Raw genomic sequence first — 17,202 nt, forward strand, 5'->3', positions numbered from 1 at the left:
TCTCCCTTCTCTATCAAGCTTTTCAGGATAATCGTACATCTAGATCTCCCATTAAATAAGAAACACTAAATTTCACTTTGTATTCACTGCTGTCATAATTAGCTGATTTCCAATTCAGACGGTTCAACATCCCTGTATCTCGCTGGTTGCCGAATTCAATGGACCCAAAGAGCACAAAAGCTTCAATTTCCACGCCGTAATCATCGGACAGGTTAATGTCCATATCGCCAAAAATCCCTTGAAACAGCATGACCGTTTCCTTATGATCCGCCATAGCTAATGAAAGATCCACATCGGCCTCACCCAGTACATGCCAAGAGCTAAGGCTGTGCATCACCCAAGGTGAGCGGTCCCAGTCAAATCTGGATGAAAAGTTCTGCTTCTGCATAAACCCTTCCTTGCGCTGTACTCTTTTGGATTTGGTAAAAAACATCCCAAGTGAGATTAAACAAATCCCCAGCACGAGCACCAAATGGTCCAGCAAAAGCAATACAGCACCTATCCCGAGCAGTTTATAGCCCTGCTTTACTTTGCCTGATGTCGTACGGTAGACTCCCAGCAGCAGGAACAGAAGCGCGACAATGGAGAAAAAGCCGAGCCATCTACCAAAAATCATCATGCAGCCAACAGCAATCAGTCCGATGGCAATCAAACGGTTTCGTTTATCCATTTCGCACCTCCTAAAAGTTTTGCGAAGCAAAACTCATTTTATACTATCGGTTAGATATCCGTCACTATGATGAGGAATATTATCACCGTTAAATATTATAGCTAGCCGCTATAAAAGCCATATCGGTATGGAGATCCATACCGTATGGCTTCTTCTTGTCCAGCATATCATATCCGTCCAAGTTTTAGGAACAGGATTTATTGTTCTTTTTTGTTTAGAGAAGGAGCCGCGGGTGTATCATTCAGCTTGTTTTTCAGTAGTGCCAATTGCTCATCCACTTTCAGTTGCTTCTCAACATCAACGGGTTTGCTATAAGCAGCGGATGGGCTGTAAGGTGCACGCATTACATCTGCTTCAGCCTCAAGCTGCATAATTTTCTCTTCCATCCGGTGGAATCCGAGTGATGCACTGCCACTTTCAATGGAATGCACGCTGCTGATTTGCGACATTTGTTTTTTAGCTTTAGCCATTTGAGCACGGGATACAAGCTCGTTACGTTTGTTGCGCAGCTTGTAGAACTCATCCTTCATGTCATGCAGTTGTTGCACTAATTCCTTAGCGTGTACTTCAGCTTGTGCGTGAAGATCACTGTACTCCACTTGCTTTTGGTCAAAGTAGATTTTTTCTTCCAACAGCTTGCGAGTTACTTCTTCTTGGCCATTTTTCAGTGCCAGTTCAGCTTGTGATCCACGTTGTGCAGACATTTTTGCTGCTTCTTCCACACGTTGCTTCATACGGCGTTCGTTAGCCATTTGTTTAGCAACTGTTACTTCTGCTTCGTGAATTTCAGCCTCCATATCGCGCAGATATTGGTTAAGCATTACGATTGGGTCCTCTACCTTATCCAACAAGTCATTTACCGACGCTTTTGTCATATCTTTAATTCTTTGAAATACTCCCATGATTTACAATTCCCCTTTCTCATATTTAGACAGTTTTTGTTTGAGTTCTTCTACTTCTTTTTGCAAAGCCTTCTTCTCAATATCCTTCATCATCGCATCCAAACCGGAGTCCGGTGCGGAATAAGCGTTGTTCTTCTCAAAATTAGGATTGTAATTTGGCTGGCGTCCATAAGGTCCATATCCGCCAGTAGCTTGTGGTCCGTGTCCATGTTCCGGTCTGCCTGAGTAGGGTCCGCCGAATGGGCCACCCGGTGCCCCAGGCCCTGGTCCAAATGGATTATAATGCGTCGGTTCCTTAGGAATGACCATTGCTGCAATGAAGTATACCGGAATCACCGCACCACCTGTAAACGGAATGCTGACCAGTAATAGAATCCGGAATAACGTGGAATCAATACCGAGTGTCTCAGATAATCCACCTGCAAGACCCGTCATCACTTTATCTCTTGTTGAACGATACAATCGACTCATAGCGCTACTCCTTTCCACCATTGTTCAGTTTCTCCTTTAGGCGAGCCATTTCTCTTTCGAGTACGGTCGCTACGGTCTCACCCGCTTGCACCGCATATTCCTGTCCCATGCGCCGCAAATCACGCAAGCTCTTTGCTTCTAATTCCCAATCCGACATCTGATCTTCCAGACGTCCGAACATTTTGGGAACATCACCACCATTGCCATAAGCACTGGCTCTTTGATTCATCCGTTGCTGCAATCGCAGCGACTCCATTCGTGCCGAATAATACTGACGTTTGCTGTACACCGTTTGATACTCTATTTTCAGCTCATTCAGCTGTGCTTCAAGTTCAAACAAGGATTGCTTGCTCTGTTCTAGCAGCCCGCTATATTGCTCCAGTTTTTCCTCGTGAATGATCTTTTCTTGTAAAGCCAGCTTCGCGAGATGATCCTCGCCTGCTTTCAGTGCCAACAACGCCTGCTCTTCACGTTTGTTTCTCATGGCAGTTGCTTGGTTCACTTGCTGCTGCAATTGCTTCGTGTGGGAAGCATATTGCTGGTACAGCCTTTCAGCTTCACTGATTTCCTCACGGGTTGAATGTAGAAATTGATCAATTAGTTTCACGGGATCTTGGCTTTGCTCCAGACGTTCGTTTAGATTAGCTACAGTAATATCCCTCATGCGACGAAAAACACTCATGATCTCCTGCTCCCTCCCTGCTTCTTGTTTAAGTACATTGCTTCTTAATAAGTACCATTGTTACTTCTGCCCTTTAATGCTGATACGCCCCAGACGATCAACGCCACTCCTAGAAGTGGTCCAATGATCCAGGAAAGCTTCGCGATCAGGGACATCACACCAATGAACATCAGTACCCAACCAATAATCTTGCGTCCGCTCTTAATCCCGTAGTACCCGAGAACAACCAGCAATACCGGGAAAAGTAATCTGAACATTCCGTGGATCAGAGGAAGCGCAATGCCGAGCAGCATAACCGCACCAATCACAATCAGTACAACCGCTAATCCGTTTCCTTGTCTTCTTTGCATTTTTTCTCACCGCCTTTCGTTGTCCTTAACCTTATAGCCTTATTCTAGGGTAAATCGCAGACTTTCAAAACAGACCAACGACGGTTTTTCGTACTGGACCTTAGTCGAGGTAGCTGTACGACTACAGACCACTGTTGGGCTAGTTGTAGCTCATAACCAACCTTTGCACATATAAATGGGAATGCTACCCATCAAAAATTGAAAGGACACCACCCTATATAGGTGATGCCCTTTTGAACTTTCCTTTAGGGTTAACTATGTGGCTCTTTATCAAAAAACCTCGCTCCGTAATCTTTCAATAATAGTCTTCTTAGATATGCTGTGGTAACACAAAACGGGTACTACAATAGAGACCAGCATAAAGGGGATTATACTAAGTAAAATAGGGGTTAATGTAAAAGTCCAAGTAAAATAATCAAGTTCTGCTCCCATTGCGGGTACTAGGGTAGTATTTGCCAAGCTTCCTAGCACAATCGAAAACATCAGCCCTAGGAAGGCATACCCGACCCCCTCAAAGATAAGCATTTCTTTTACCTGCTTATCCGTCATGGCTATTGATTGCAGCATGGCAATTTCTCGTTTTCTGGTTAAAATAGAAGTTTGCATGGAATTTATGAAATTCAGAATCCCAATAACACCTAGCAGAATACAAAATGCACCTCCTACCACCTCATACATAAAGATTAAACTACGAAAGGTTTCTCTAGAAGTATTCTTCGAATAGAAATCCAATCCGGTATCCGTATGTAAGCAATAGTCCTCCAGCCATTTTTCTGTCTGAGTTAAATGTTCATCATCTACGTTAAAGATTGTATACATTGGCAGCATAGAATCTGCATGGGCAAGCAGTTCATCCGAAGGCAACAAATACTCTAATCCTATATCATAATATGCCACTGAGTGAATAGCTCCCGGAAAATCAACAATGGCAAGCACTTCATATTCCTTTTCCTTTTCGTTTCCAAAACTCACTTTAACTTTATCTCCCGGATGATAAATGCTGCTTGTACCATCTAGGAATTTCTTACAGTTAGTAACATAGATTCCCTCTCCGTTCTCCCAGCGTTTTTGATCCAAAGCTCCTTCCTTTACTTGAATCATCTGTGCCGGCCACTCACTGAAACCAAATGTATTCACTATTGATCTCCGTTTCACCATTTCCTGAGAACTCAGAAATTCCTCTTGGTCCTTTTCATTCATCAAGCCGACTTCTCTTTTCAGCGCAGACATTGCCTGATCACTTAAATTTTGTGTTAAAGGGAGTACATAAACATTACCGCTATTTTCAAGCCCGTCCAATGACTCTACTTGTTTTATGAACTCATTGCTTACACCGGAAGTATCAAATGGAGGCGAATTATTTATGATCGAAGTATCAGCAACCGTAAAGTCCGAAACAGACTGAAACTCAATGAACTTATTAAAATCAAAAGAATGCACAAGACCATAAGTACTATTAAGAATAACCAAACTAAGTGTAAAAGAAAGCGTGACGATGATCACTTTTCGGGGGTTCCTCTTTAAATTAGCCATTGCTAGACGAACGGATGTTATTGGTTGAGCTTTTTTCTTTTTTCTTCTTAGTTCTCCCGCCTGTTTTCCTTCAACATAACTTAGAGCTTCTATTGGAGAAACCCTTGATGCAACCTTTGCTGGCCCTAAGCAACTTAATAACACTGTGCAGAGGCTGAATATAGCGGCAATAGCAAAAATAAGCGGGTGTACACTTGTTACGACGCGCATATCTTCACCAAAAATATCGATAATAGCCGGAACAAGAAAACGACCGATCGTCCAACCTATCACTAGTCCAAAAGGAATACCGATACAAGCAAGATATATTGCCTTATAACGAACCATTCTTTTGATTTGTTTTGAGGTTGTCCCAATGACTTTTAATAAACCATAAGATTTAATTTCTTGTGCAATTGAAATATAGAATATATTGTAGATTAACAAATATCCAGCTAAGAAAATCACTGTGATTACAAGGAAACCTAGAAGTATATTTTGAGGTTCAGATCCTAGAATATCATAAGAAGCGTTAACAGTTATTTGACCATCAAAATCACTTCTGCTGGCAAGTTGTTCAGATTTCGTTTCAATATCCCACGTATTCGAAAACCAAAATTGACTGTTGATATAGCCTGAGTACACATTGGGACGGTTGTTCCATGGTTCAGTTGCCACAGGAGCTATTAAATCTGCATATTCACGAGAAAGCCAAATATTTTGACGCCAAGAGAGCGGATTTCCATCCCAAATTCCACAAACGGTAAAGGTATCTGTTATTGTTTTTTCATCTGTTTTGAAGGTTAACGAAATAGATTGACCTAATGTATGGGGAAGACCCAGCGCATCCAATACCAAGGTGCTTACACTTATGTCTTTCTTTTGCTGTGGCATGTTTCCAAGCTGTGGTAAGCTATACGCCCATTTTGCATACTTTTCCTCACCATACCTCACTTCTGTAGGTAACTTAGAAAAGGCAGCCCCCTGTGCATCACCGATAAGAACCGAATAGGAGATGTCCTTAATCATTAAATCTGAAGAGACTCTTTTATACTCAGGCATAGACATTTGATGAAATCCACCATGAGCATTGCTCCCCGCGATTCTCATCTTGTTGTCTTTCATTGACTCTAACAAACTCCCTGCAATAGTAAATACACTGGTGAACATAATCGCAGCCAAGGCTATTGCCAGAATAGCAAAATAATTTTTGCTAGATTTAAGAGAGCGCTTTGCCAATTTTTTCATAGTTTTTCCACTATTGTGTTTCAAAGTTCCCACCTCCCTTGCATTATTATTCCGCTTGTCTTAGCTGTTCAATAACACTTGAACGGGAAATAGATTTGTACAACAAACCAGGAATTATAGAACAGATCAACAAGACAACCCCCGAATATATGATTAAAGAGGTAACCGGATATCTAAACACTCCATAGCCTATATATTCATGCAATATATTAAAGACCAGATAACTAATGCCACTACCCACTATTAATGTAAGAACAAAAGCAATTAGAGCAAACCAGATTCCTTCAAAGGTGATCAGCCATTTAATCTGCTTCTTCGTCGCGCCAATAGATGCTAGAACAGCAAACTCCTGTTTTCTGGATACAATGCTTACTAATATAGTGTTAATAAAATTCAAAACACCGATGCTGCTTAAAATGATAATGATAACAATAGAAAGATTGGAAAAAGACTGCTTTAAGTCAGCAAACGCTTTTGCCTGTTCAATTTTTGAGGTGCGTGAAATGCTGCTGTCTCCGCTTGTAAGGAGTTTGACCTCATTCAACACATCCTGTTCTTTTCCTTTTTGCGCATTAATCTTAATAGAGTAAATCACAGCATCAGAATGATATTTGTTGATAACATTATTTGACACAATTAGCCATGGAGCAGCACCACTATTCATAGCATCACGTTCAAACGTCATTTGACCGCCAATTTTCACCTTATAGCTCTTGTTGTTGTCAATTACCGTAAAGGGTATCTGTACACCTATTGGAATGCCATTCCCATTAATATCAGTTACCAATGCTATCTTCCCTTTGGAAAAGTCGCTTAAATTAATCGGGTTCTTAGCAGTACGGTTATACTCCTCCAGTTTTTTATCATCAATGCCGATCAATAAACCCCAAAAGTTAGTTTTAGGATCTTCCTCATAATGTTTTTTATCTCTGAGTTCCTCATTCACACCTGCACGAAATTCATTGTAATTTCGCAGCCACTCACCATGAGTACTATCTGAATAATGCTGGAAAATAGATACTACCGTCGTTCGTTCGAGTTCACGGATCCCGTTTACTGCGGAAATTTGCGACAACAACTCAGGAGTAAAGTGCTGCTCCTCTGTTGGATTAAAACTGGCTCTGGTCATTTGGTTATACATAGCAATGTCGTATTTAACCTCTGCATTGATGTATTCCTCCGCACTGAAGGATTTTAGAAATGTGGAAAGCACCACAAGTGCAGTGCTGCCTAAGAAGAGCGTTAACACAACAAAAAGCAATCTTTTTTTACTACGGAGTATATTTTTTAACGACATATACGGTATTTTCGCGCCATGTCTACCTCTTGATTTTTGTTTTCCGGATTGTGTATCAGTATGTTTCGACGCTTCAATCGGAGAAATTCTCCCTGCCTTCTTTGCAGGTGCTCTATAGCTTAAAAATAGAGTTAACGCTGAGAAAAATAGGGCCAAGAGCAACACCCATAAGTTGACTTGCCTATCTATGGATGAGAAACCCTCATACGAAGATAAGGCAAGCGGCACTACGTAAAATGAAAGCCCCCATCCCAACAGCATCCCCACAGGCAGGGCAAAAAAGGCTACTTTAGCAACACTGTAATAGACAATTTGCTTGATTTGCGCACTAGTCATTCCCAGCATTTTCAGCAGCCCATAAAATCGTACGTCTCGAGTAATAGAGATATACGCAACGTTGAAAATAATAAGGTATCCATCAAACATAAAAAACAAAACCATTATTACTGCAACCAGTGAATCCTTGACATTCATATTCAATTTACCGTCATATGAAGGAATCAACTGCTGATTTCCATCCAAATCAATGGAGGCTCGAATCTGCTCGATTTTATCGTGATAATGTCTGGTATCTTTAAATAATAACCCTACAAGATTCGGCACTTCCTGCGGATGTTCTCTTAAAAATGTTTCTGAAAAAAAGACAATTCGATTGTTTTCAGAATTGATATTTGCCGTGTCCTCATAGAATCCAGACAGAGTAAAGGGAAGGCTCTGAACCTCTGCGTCGCCGTTTTTTGAAATATCACTGATAGCAACAGACAATGAAACCTCCATTCCAGTCTGCGGCTTTGAGTATCCCAACCTATTCAACAGCCATGTTGACATCATGATTTCATTGCCTTTAGCAGGATAGGTACCCTGCATATTATCTACAAGTGATCCGCTATATTCCTCCCAATTTGTAGAACTGATCATCTGTATATCAATCCCAGCCTGTCCCTTATTATTGACAAGTGATCCCATTTTGGTTTGAATATTCATTTCAGGCTTTAAAATATCAAATTTACTTAATAAATCTAATTGATTCTGTGTTGGACGACTCAAAATAACATTAGCACTTGTCCCGGTTTCTTTCATTTCTTGATGTTTAGATAATTTCAAGTAACTGTAAAATGTGCTGCAAGCTGCTGTAATCAGAATGGTCGTAAGAATGATGGCGCATGCCAATATAATATTTCTGGTTTTGTTTGCCTTATAGTATCTCTGAAATAATTTTCGGATGACGGATGAAGAATGATTTCTATACATTTTTTCCCTCTCTAATCCACGATTTTCCCATCCTCCATACGGAGAATCCGATCAGCACGCAAGGAAATTTCGTTGTTATGTGTAATCATAATGATTGTTTGATTTAGTTGGTGACTAGTCATTTCCAGCAGCTTGATTACCTCTTCACTTGTTTGACTATCCAAATTTCCAGTGGGCTCATCGGCAAGGATAATAGCGGGCTTCATCGCTAAAGCCCTTGCAATTGCTACACGCTGTTGTTGGCCCCCAGACAAATTGTTGGGTAAATTATTCAGCTTCTCCTTCAGTCCTAACATCCTTACAATGATGTTCACATACTCCTTATCCACCTTGTTTCCATCAAGTTCAATCGGCAGAACGATATTCTCGTAGACATTAAGTATCGGCATTAGATTATAATTTTGAAAAATGAACCCGATATTTTTACGTCTAAAAATCGTAAGCTGATCACTGTTCATCTTTGACAGTTCTTTCCCATTCACTTCTACGGTGCCAGAGGTAGGATTATCAAGGCCCCCGAGCATATGCAGTAGCGTAGACTCGTAGACTTACCGCTGCCGGAAGTCCCAACGATAGCCACAAATTCACCTTGCTCCACACTCATTGTTATGCCATCCAACGCTTTGACAGGGTTTGGTTCACTACCGTAATACTTTCTCAAGTCGTTAGCTTTTAATATACTCATGCACAACCCCTCTATTTCTTTAGAATATCTGATTCTTCATGTGTCATACCGTCGTGAAATTTCTTGCAATACCAATAACTAGAATAAATAGTGTGTGCTTCGACATTTTTTTCCAAGATCCACTTTATTCCATTAATTTACTATTTTATATAAAAAAAATTCGTTTACAATGTTTTTTTTGAGGACTATACTAACTATTTGTTCTAGAAAATTACATTTAATATACAATAAAACATTTTTAAAGATTATAAAGAAAAGTCCACTTTCAACTGTCTACTAAATAAAAATCTCGCTTTCGAATAAATCCCGAGAATGTATAATGATCAAATAAGAAACAAAGGAGAATTACTATGAACATACTGATCGTTGAGGACGACCGTAGTTTAAATAAAGGGATCGCTCTCACTCTTTCTCAAAACAATGTCATGATCCATCAAGCCTACGATATTGCCGCGGCGGAGCATATTTTCGCAGTAAACCCTATTGATCTCATCATTCTGGACATCAATCTGCCAGACGGCAGTGGACTGGATTATTGCGAGCAACTTCGCAAGGCCTCACGCGTACCCATTATTTTCCTAACCGCCAATGATATGGAGTCCGACATTATCACCGGTTTTGCATTGGGGGGCGATGACTATATCACCAAACCATTCAGCCTAATGGTGCTTCGCGCCAGAGTAATGGCAGTGCTCAGAAGAACGGAATCGCTAGGGACTGGAAAAATAACATTGGGTCCGTTAGAACTCGATTTTGAGAAACTGGAGTACAGCAAAAATAAACAATCGCTCCAGCTGAGCAAAACTGAGCAAAAACTGTTGCGGCTGCTGGTGACGAATACGGGCAATATTTTGACCCGAGAACAGCTGATAGACAAGATCTGGAGCAAGGATGCCGAATTTGTGGATGAAAACGCATTGACAGTAGCCATCAAACGGCTGCGTGCTAAACTTGAGGATGACCCGGCAGCACCCAAATATATCAAGACCATTTACGGACTTGGATACATGTGGACTGAAGGGCAAAAACCATGAAAACCAATAGCCCACCTGCTAATTTCAAGCAAATTCATAGGCTCTTTTTACTGATCATCCTTATACTAGTGGCCTGTTTTATCGGCAGTATAATGTTTCTGTACGGGTTCGACCCCACTCTGCTCCAACTGACTTCTCTATTTATCATCTGTATATTAGCGACAGGAGCCGTATGGGTCTGGTTATGGAACCGCCAGATCGCAATCTATATACAGACCTTGGATACTGCGATTGAACGGGCTATACATGACCTGCCGCCACTCACTAACTATGAAGAAACCGCTCTGTCTTCGATGGAACATAAACTAAAGCGGTATATAGGGATGGCTAAGGCGAATGAACGAAATATCCAAACAGAGAAAAACAAAATAAAAGAGCTGATCTCGGATATCTCCCATCAAACCAAGACCCCCCTCTCTAATATCATGGTATTCAGTCAGTTGCTCGAAGAGATGCCCGGACTAAATGAGAATGTCCGGCACTACATACAGCATATTAAAGCGCAGTCAGATAAGTTGGATTGGCTGATTCAGTCTCTAATCAAATTATCACGTTTGGAAACAGGAATGATCTCCCTACAGCAGATTGAGGCGAAACCGCTCATACAAACTCTGACGCAGGCTTTATCCCAGATTTATGCACAAGCGGAAAACAAACAAATTACGATCAATATTGACTGCGGGACACACATCTTAGCCTGCCACGATGTCAAATGGACAAGTGAAGCACTATTCAACCTGCTCGAGAATGCTGTGAAGTACACACCGCATAACGGACAAATTTCCGTTCTTGCTGAAAGCAACGAGATGTTCACCTGTCTCCACCTTACCGATACTGGACTTGGAATCCCCAGCGAAGAAATCCCTCACATCTTTAAGCGGTTTTACCGAGGAAAGCAAGCGCGTGAATTCGAGGGGGTCGGCATCGGGTTGTTTTTGTCCAGAGAGATTATCACGGCGCAAGGCGGCCATATCAACGTCATTTCTGAAACTGGAAAAGGTACAACTTTCTCTGTTTACCTGCCCCAGCGCTGAAATAGAATGTGTCATTATGGTCAGAATTCAGACACTCTCCTGTCAGATTGATTTGCTACCCTTAAATCATGGACAAACAGATCTCATTGGAGGGGAAGAGTTATGCCGATTCTACAGACTGAAAATTTAAAAAAACACTATGGAAAGGTTGGCGCAAGCGTTAAGGCTTTGGACGGTATATCACTGTCAGTGGATAAAGGGGAGTTTGTCGCCATTGTCGGCACTAGCGGCAGCGGCAAAAGCACCCTTCTTCATATGCTTGGTGGATTAGATCGGGCAACAGAGGGCAAGGTTTACGTGGACGGGAATGATATTTTTGCGATGAGTGATGAGAAGCTGACCATTTTTCGGCGCAGATCGGTGGGGTTTGTTTTTCAGAACTACAATTTGGTACCCATACTAAATGTGCGGGAGAATATTGTGCTGCCCATTGAACTGGACGGTGGCAAAATTGACGAAACTTATCTTGATCTGATCATCCGCACTTTAGGCTTGCAGGAAAAGATGAATACTCTACCTTCTAATCTGTCTGGCGGACAGCAGCAACGGGTGGCAATAGCCAGAGCATTGGCGACCAAACCTTCAATCATCTTAGCAGATGAACCTACAGGTAATCTGGACAGCAAAACAAGCCAAGAAGTGCTGATTTTACTTAAACAGATGAGTGAAAAATTCAACCAAACCATTGTGATGATCACACACAATGAACAAATTGCTCAAACTGCTGACCGTATTATCCGTATTGAAGATGGCGTCATTTTCACTGGACAACTCCGTAGCTCCGGAGTGAGCCAGCCATGATCAGCACGAATAACCATAAGACCATTGCTACTTTAGCCAAAAAAAGCCTCAAAGCCAACCGTGCTCGCAATTTCACTATCATCTGTGCCATCGTACTGACTACGCTTTTGATCACCAGCGTGTTTACCTTGGCGCTCAGTATTAACAAATCGATGCAACGCGCACAAATGCAGACTACCGGCAGCGATTATCATGGAAGCTTCAAATATCTGAATCCTGCCGAGTTGGAGAAGCTGAAGAATCAACCATCCATCAAAGAATATGGCGTCTTCCTTAAGGTTGGCGATATAAGCACCAGTCTGTTCAAGAATCACCGGGTAGAGGTCCTTCGAATTGACGAGAATTATGCCAACCACGGTTTTATCAACTTTATAGCCGGCGGACTGCCCTCCCAAGAGAATGAAATCGTCCTAAATACTTGGGCGCTTGACTTGCTAGGAGCAAAACATGAGTTAGGCCAGACTGTGAAGCTGGATATAGACATTGGTGAAAAAGTCATAAGCCAAGACTTTAAGCTCTCCGGATATTACGAAACCGATCAAAATTTGGCGATGTCAGGATTGGCTTTTGTATCCGAAGCATTTACACAGAAGAACATTTCCCATATTGACCCGGACATCTCTGAAGCAACGGGTTCTTATGTGAACACCGCAGGTCTAGGGGTGATGTTTAATAATTCTTATAATATTGAACAGAAGGTACAAAAGATTTTGACGGACACCGGCCTGGATGTACCTTATGGTGTCAATCCGGCTTATACAAGTGTTTCTCTCTCCGATAATCTACTGAATATCATTCCTTATGCAGTTGTCATTCTTATCACCATGCTGAGCGGCTATTTACTAATCTACAATATCTTTTTTATTTCCGTCGTGCGGGATGTCAAATTTTACGGGCTGCTAAAGACCATCGGTACCACACCCCGACAACTGAAAAAGATCATCTCCATTCAGGCCCGGTCACTTTATCTCGTCGCATTGCCTTTTGGATTGGGGTTCGGGTATCTGCTAGGTCTGCTGATTCTCCCTATGGCCTCCTCATTTTTAAACGGTTCTACTGATAATGTCTATTCTGCTAGCCCGTGGATATTTATTGGTGCAGCAGCATTCTCGTTTATGACAGTATGGATCGCCGCAAGCAAACCGGGCCGAATGGCTTCGCGAACCTCGCCGGTAGAGGCTGTAAAATTTGCCGGAGTCAGCAGCGGTGGAAAACGGAATGCCAAAAAATCAAAACATGGCGCAAAACTTCACAACATGGCGTTCTCCAACCTGTTCAGAAGCAAAAAGAAGCTGATCCTGATGCTCTCTTCACTCTCCTTGAGTATCATCTTGTTCAGTACCATTTTCACAGTAATCTCCTCACTGGATGTGAATAAATATCTGCGTGCCTTTATCTCCGGTGATTTTGTGGTTCAGAATGAAGTGCTAGTCAGTATTACAGGGCCTCGAGACGGTGATCCATATAAGCTTTCAGAGGAATTCGCCAACAATCTAAGTAATATTGACGGTGTAGAAACTGTTGATAAGGTTTACCACAGATATGTTCCATCTCCTATCGATGATGCTGTCCGGGCTATTTTGGAGCCAATGGCAACTGCTGACCCACATCCTTATCTTCTCTCCACTTTAGATAAGGTGGGGATGGTCTACAATCATTTATATGGATTAGATCCGGGCTGGTATGATCTTGTGGACAAGGATATTATTGAAGGGGAGTTTAACAGGCAGAAGTTTGCTTCAGGAAAATATGCGGTCATATCTGAGGCCATGTTTATAGAAGAAGATAGCTACCGCACCTATTATCATCCTGGAGATACAGTCACTTTCGAGAAGTCGGGTAAATCTTATGAAGTGATGGCAGTAGTAAAACATGATGCAGTATATGCTGCCACAACAAAATCTTACTCTATGTTAGGTTACAACATCTTCCTCCCTGCTTCGGAGCTGCAGAAGGAAATGCCGAAGGGTACAGATCCAGCCAATATCGTTTCAGCCACACTACATGTCGATCCGACTAAGCTGGACCAGGTAGAACAAGTGGTCAAAGCTTTAACAGATTCAACTGATGAATTAACTTTAAAATCAAGGGAGGATTACAAGGATGAGCTCGGTGGATTCATTCGCATTTTTCAAACCGTCGGGTATGGGCTTAGCCTGGTCATTGCTCTAATCGGGGTGCTGAATTATATCAACACTGTACTCACCGGGGTAGTCTCCCGCCGGAATGAACTTGCCATGCTGGAGAGTATTGGCATGACCAAAAAGCAGCTAAAACGTATGCTGATCCTTGAAGGATTCTACACCGTTTTGCTAACCGTCCTCATAACCTCAACATTAGGTATATTGCTGACCTATAACCTTTCCAAAAGCATCACGGATAATATGGCCTTTATGGTATTTCAGATGAGTTGGCTGCCGTTTATCCTCACCGTTCCTATTTTGTTAATTCTCGCTTACACAGTGACACTGAGAGCCTATAAAACGTTATCCCAAGCATCCATTGTGGAACGGCTGAGAGAAGCCGAGTAATGTAAGACACACCTAAATACTCCTATTACAAAAAGGGCAGCCCGGTAAATATCGCCGGGCTGCCCTTTTTTATAGATCCATATTCAGCTTATTTAAACGCAGGCAACGCAATATCCGCGTAATTATCCTCAAGGAACTTCTTCACTTCAGGACCGCTGATCCGTTTAGCCAGCTTTTGAATGGCGTCAGAGTCCTTGTTATCTTCACGTGCCACCAAAGTAATTGTGAATTCGGAATCTTCGCCTTCCGTAATCAGTGCATCTTTCTTCGGTGTCAATCCTAGTGGGCTCGCATAAGCCGGAGTCATGGCTACCAGATCGCCATCATCAAGCATACGGGCCAGCATTAGGAGATCGACTTCTTCAAACTTGAATTTTTTTGGATTTTCAGTAATGTCTGCTTGTGTGGCTTGAATGCCTACGCCTTCTTTTAGCTTAATAAGATCAGCTGCAGCGAACATTTGCAATGAACGGCCGATGTTAGATGGATCATTAGCCATTACAAGCGTAGCCCCTTCAGGAAGATCAGCGATAGTCTTATAACGTTTGGAGTATCCGCCATAAATAGCGTCATAAACAGGCTGTACCTCTACCAGATTAGAGCCTTTGCTTTCATTATATTGCTTCATATAAGGAACGTGTTGGAAAAAGTTAGCGTCTACTTCTTTATTAGCCAACGCCTCATTAGGCTGCACATTATCAGAGAGAACAACGATCTCCAGATCAATGCCATCTTCCTTCAGGAGCGGCTTCACAATATCCAGAATTTCTGTCATAGGTGGGATCAGTGTAGCGATCTTTAATTTGGTTAACTCATCATTACTACCTTTTGCAGCATTGTTCTCGGCTGCTTTATTAGAGCCACAACCCGCTACGACCAATACCATTAATGTAAGCACAAGTATCATTGATTTTTTCATTAGTACTACTAACCCCCAGTTTATATATTGAACTATTTTGTATTACCGCTTATCCAACAGCCTTGCGATAGTCCCCCCGGTGAACTGAACCAATTGGACTAATACAATCATCACTAGAATGGCATAGATCATCACTTCCGTCTCAAAACGCTGATAACCATAACGGATAGCGAAATCACCAACCCCTCCCCCACCAACAACTCCCATCACGGTCGAGAAGGAGATAAAGCTAATTGTAGAAGTAGTAAGTCCAAGGACTAGACCCGAACGAGCTTCCACATACAGAAATTTAAAGATCAAGCCCAGCTTCGAGGCTCCCATCGATAATGCTGCTTCAATGACCCCTTTAGGAACCTCCAGCAACGACTGCTCCACTAACCGAGCGTAATAGGCAATAGCGATTATAGATAATGGAACCGCTGCTGCAATCGTACCAATGGCGGTCCCGACCAGGAAACGAGTGACTGGAATTAGCGCAACGACCAGCAGCAGGAACGGAAAAGAGCGGATAATATTAACGATACTGTTGAGCACCAGAGACAACGTTGTATTCTCATAAAGCTGCCCTTTTCGGAAAAAAAACAACAAGGTACCCAGTGGAAGCCCCAGCAGCACGGCCGCTCCAACAGAAATACCAACCATCACAAAGGTTTCACCAATCGAATCCCACATCTGTGCCTGATATTGAAGTACACTATCAAACATGATCTTCCCCCGCTTTACCAAGAATCTGATCGCGGTATGTCCCGGTACTGGCTGCCGCTGGACGGAATTCACCGTCTTCCCGAGAGAACGAATCTACAATGCGCCCTTTTTCCATCACCGATACATGAGTACATATGCTTTTAACAACATCCATCTCATGCGTAACAATGACAACCGTTACTCCAAGACTTGAATTCACATGCTTCAGCACGTTCAAGATATCTGTAGTGGTTCCTGGGTCCAGGGAGGACGTTGGCTCGTCACACAGTAATATTCCCGGACTGTTCGCTAGTGCGCGGGCAATCGCAACACGCTGACGTTGTCCTCCGCTGAGCTGTGCCGGATATTGTTTTGCCTTATCTGCCAGTCCAACAAAATCCAGACACTCCTTCACACGCTTCATTCGTTCATGCTTTGGGACATCTGCCAGCTCCAGCGGGATCGAAACATTCCGCTCTACTGTGACGTTATAAACAAGATTAAATTGTTGAAAGATCATTCCAATCTTTTGCCTTGCTTTACGCAGTGCTTTACTAGGCATTTCGGTCAGGTTGTGGCCATCTACGGTAACCGTTCCCTCATCCGGCTGTTCCAGAAGATTCATCAGTCGCAGCAGCGTAGATTTCCCCGCACCACTCTCACCAATGATCCCGTGAATGTATCCCTGCTTTACCTCCAGCGATACCTCATCTACAGCCTGATAGATGCCTTCCTTCAGCTTGAACCCTTTACTTACCCGACTCAGCGACAGTATTAGAAGCTCCCCCTTCCTTTCCCTTATATAATGAACCTCCATCAAGTGAGACATTGTATTACAATTTTCTAAAATCTGTTTTATTAAAAATCTCCTTAAATAATAAGACATTTCTTCTGCTGTGTCATCATTTTTCTTTAAATGATATACCAGGAAGGTTGATGAAAACCTAAAAACCCTTTATACCGGGCTCTTTTTACACATTTATTAATAAAATAAAAAAGGGTAGCAAAGATAATCCTGCCCTCTTGAAATCATGATTCTCCTATTGCCCCACCACTAAACGCTCCACTGTTAATATAGCCATATTTGGTTTTTTTAAGTGTATGAAATGCAGTTAAAGCTACATTTGGTTG

At 42.2% G+C, this 17,202-nt stretch carries 14 protein-coding genes and 1 pseudogene; 4 read left to right on the plus strand and 11 right to left on the minus strand.

Annotated features, from left to right (window positions below; all coding sequences use genetic code 11):
* Nucleotides 1-22 precede the first annotated feature (22 nt).
* The 8 genes and pseudogenes from liaF to MHH50_RS26560 all read right to left on the minus strand — a co-directional run bounded on the left by liaF (nucleotide 23) and on the right by MHH50_RS26560 (nucleotide 9,068).
* Complete coding sequence (gene liaF / locus MHH50_RS26525; RefSeq protein ID WP_036685537.1) at nucleotides 23-670, minus strand: cell wall-active antibiotics response protein LiaF; 648 nt, start codon at nucleotides 668-670, stop codon at nucleotides 23-25.
* 197 nt (nucleotides 671-867) lie between these two features.
* Nucleotides 868-1,572 carry a PspA/IM30 family protein gene (locus tag MHH50_RS26530; protein ID WP_036685540.1) on the minus strand — a complete coding sequence of 235 codons (705 nt, stop codon included), beginning with the start codon at nucleotides 1,570-1,572 and terminating at the stop codon, nucleotides 868-870.
* 3 nt (nucleotides 1,573-1,575) lie between these two features.
* Nucleotides 1,576-2,043, minus strand: a complete 468-nt coding sequence (locus MHH50_RS26535; RefSeq protein ID WP_076184838.1) for a PspC domain-containing protein — start codon at nucleotides 2,041-2,043, stop codon at nucleotides 1,576-1,578.
* A 4-nt stretch (nucleotides 2,044-2,047) separates the two neighbouring features.
* Complete coding sequence (locus tag MHH50_RS26540; RefSeq protein ID WP_036685541.1) at nucleotides 2,048-2,725, minus strand: PspA/IM30 family protein; 678 nt, start codon at nucleotides 2,723-2,725, stop codon at nucleotides 2,048-2,050.
* A 44-nt stretch (nucleotides 2,726-2,769) separates the two neighbouring features.
* Nucleotides 2,770-3,075 (minus strand): hypothetical protein, encoded by a 306-nt coding sequence (locus tag MHH50_RS26545; protein WP_036685544.1) that lies wholly within the window; start codon nucleotides 3,073-3,075, stop codon nucleotides 2,770-2,772.
* A gap of 270 nt (nucleotides 3,076-3,345) precedes the next feature.
* Nucleotides 3,346-5,859, minus strand: a complete 2,514-nt coding sequence (locus MHH50_RS26550; RefSeq protein ID WP_340033667.1) for an ABC transporter permease — start codon at nucleotides 5,857-5,859, stop codon at nucleotides 3,346-3,348.
* 22 nt (nucleotides 5,860-5,881) lie between these two features.
* Nucleotides 5,882-8,236 carry an ABC transporter permease gene (locus tag MHH50_RS26555; protein WP_179086841.1) on the minus strand — a complete coding sequence of 785 codons (2,355 nt, stop codon included), beginning with the start codon at nucleotides 8,234-8,236 and terminating at the stop codon, nucleotides 5,882-5,884.
* A 158-nt stretch (nucleotides 8,237-8,394) separates the two neighbouring features.
* A pseudogene (locus MHH50_RS26560) lies at nucleotides 8,395-9,068 on the minus strand (ABC transporter ATP-binding protein).
* 350 nt (nucleotides 9,069-9,418) lie between these two features.
* On the opposite strand from MHH50_RS26560, the gene MHH50_RS26565 reads away from it, so the two are divergent.
* The 4 genes from MHH50_RS26565 (at nucleotide 9,419) to MHH50_RS26580 (ending at nucleotide 14,468) form a co-directional block, all read left to right on the plus strand.
* Complete coding sequence (locus tag MHH50_RS26565; protein ID WP_076310231.1) at nucleotides 9,419-10,102, plus strand: response regulator transcription factor; 684 nt, start codon at nucleotides 9,419-9,421, stop codon at nucleotides 10,100-10,102.
* Nucleotides 10,099-11,136 (plus strand): HAMP domain-containing sensor histidine kinase, encoded by a 1,038-nt coding sequence (locus MHH50_RS26570; RefSeq protein ID WP_076130303.1) that lies wholly within the window; start codon nucleotides 10,099-10,101, stop codon nucleotides 11,134-11,136. Before MHH50_RS26565 ends, MHH50_RS26570 begins: the two co-directional genes overlap by 4 nt.
* Before the next feature lie 102 nt (nucleotides 11,137-11,238).
* Nucleotides 11,239-11,937, plus strand: a complete 699-nt coding sequence (locus MHH50_RS26575; protein WP_076184824.1) for an ABC transporter ATP-binding protein — start codon at nucleotides 11,239-11,241, stop codon at nucleotides 11,935-11,937.
* Nucleotides 11,934-14,468, plus strand: a complete 2,535-nt coding sequence (locus MHH50_RS26580; protein ID WP_340033670.1) for an FtsX-like permease family protein — start codon at nucleotides 11,934-11,936, stop codon at nucleotides 14,466-14,468. The genes MHH50_RS26575 and MHH50_RS26580 overlap by 4 nt, the downstream gene beginning before the upstream one ends.
* Nucleotides 14,469-14,556: 88 nt before the next feature.
* Here MHH50_RS26580 and MHH50_RS26585 read toward each other — a convergent pair whose 3' ends face one another.
* The 3 genes from MHH50_RS26585 to MHH50_RS26595 are packed head-to-tail and all read right to left on the minus strand — an operon-like array spanning nucleotide 14,557 to nucleotide 16,846.
* Complete coding sequence (locus MHH50_RS26585) at nucleotides 14,557-15,387, minus strand: MetQ/NlpA family ABC transporter substrate-binding protein (protein ID WP_036685556.1); 831 nt, start codon at nucleotides 15,385-15,387, stop codon at nucleotides 14,557-14,559.
* A gap of 42 nt (nucleotides 15,388-15,429) precedes the next feature.
* Nucleotides 15,430-16,092 (minus strand): methionine ABC transporter permease, encoded by a 663-nt coding sequence (locus MHH50_RS26590; protein WP_036685560.1) that lies wholly within the window; start codon nucleotides 16,090-16,092, stop codon nucleotides 15,430-15,432.
* A complete protein-coding gene (locus tag MHH50_RS26595; RefSeq protein WP_340034647.1) occupies nucleotides 16,085-16,846 on the minus strand; it encodes an ATP-binding cassette domain-containing protein in 762 nt (253 codons plus the stop codon). The genes MHH50_RS26590 and MHH50_RS26595 overlap by 8 nt, the downstream gene beginning before the upstream one ends.
* Nucleotides 16,847-17,202: the final 356 nt, after the last annotated feature.

It is taken from the genome of Paenibacillus sp. FSL H3-0302, from assembly GCF_037982245.1.
GTDB classification, from domain to species: domain Bacteria; phylum Bacillota; class Bacilli; order Paenibacillales; family Paenibacillaceae; genus Paenibacillus_AQ; species Paenibacillus_AQ odorifer.

What these genes read in the sequence shown, in the direction of transcription:
- liaF (WP_036685537.1), bottom strand. Translation starts at nt 670, where the DNA reads ATGGATAAACGAAACCGTTTGATTGCCATCGGACTGATTGCTGTTGGC.
- MHH50_RS26530 (WP_036685540.1), bottom strand. Translation starts at nt 1,572, where the DNA reads ATGGGAGTATTTCAAAGAATTAAAGATATGACAAAAGCGTCGGTAAAT.
- MHH50_RS26535 (WP_076184838.1), bottom strand. Translation starts at nt 2,043, where the DNA reads ATGAGTCGATTGTATCGTTCAACAAGAGATAAAGTGATGACGGGTCTT.
- MHH50_RS26540 (WP_036685541.1), bottom strand. Translation starts at nt 2,725, where the DNA reads ATGAGTGTTTTTCGTCGCATGAGGGATATTACTGTAGCTAATCTAAAC.
- MHH50_RS26545 (WP_036685544.1), bottom strand. Translation starts at nt 3,075, where the DNA reads ATGCAAAGAAGACAAGGAAACGGATTAGCGGTTGTACTGATTGTGATT.
- MHH50_RS26565 (WP_076310231.1), top strand. Translation starts at nt 9,419, where the DNA reads ATGAACATACTGATCGTTGAGGACGACCGTAGTTTAAATAAAGGGATC.
- MHH50_RS26570 (WP_076130303.1), top strand. Translation starts at nt 10,099, where the DNA reads ATGAAAACCAATAGCCCACCTGCTAATTTCAAGCAAATTCATAGGCTC.
- MHH50_RS26575 (WP_076184824.1), top strand. Translation starts at nt 11,239, where the DNA reads ATGCCGATTCTACAGACTGAAAATTTAAAAAAACACTATGGAAAGGTT.
- MHH50_RS26580 (WP_340033670.1), top strand. Translation starts at nt 11,934, where the DNA reads ATGATCAGCACGAATAACCATAAGACCATTGCTACTTTAGCCAAAAAA.
- MHH50_RS26585 (WP_036685556.1), bottom strand. Translation starts at nt 15,387, where the DNA reads ATGAAAAAATCAATGATACTTGTGCTTACATTAATGGTATTGGTCGTA.
- MHH50_RS26590 (WP_036685560.1), bottom strand. Translation starts at nt 16,092, where the DNA reads ATGTTTGATAGTGTACTTCAATATCAGGCACAGATGTGGGATTCGATT.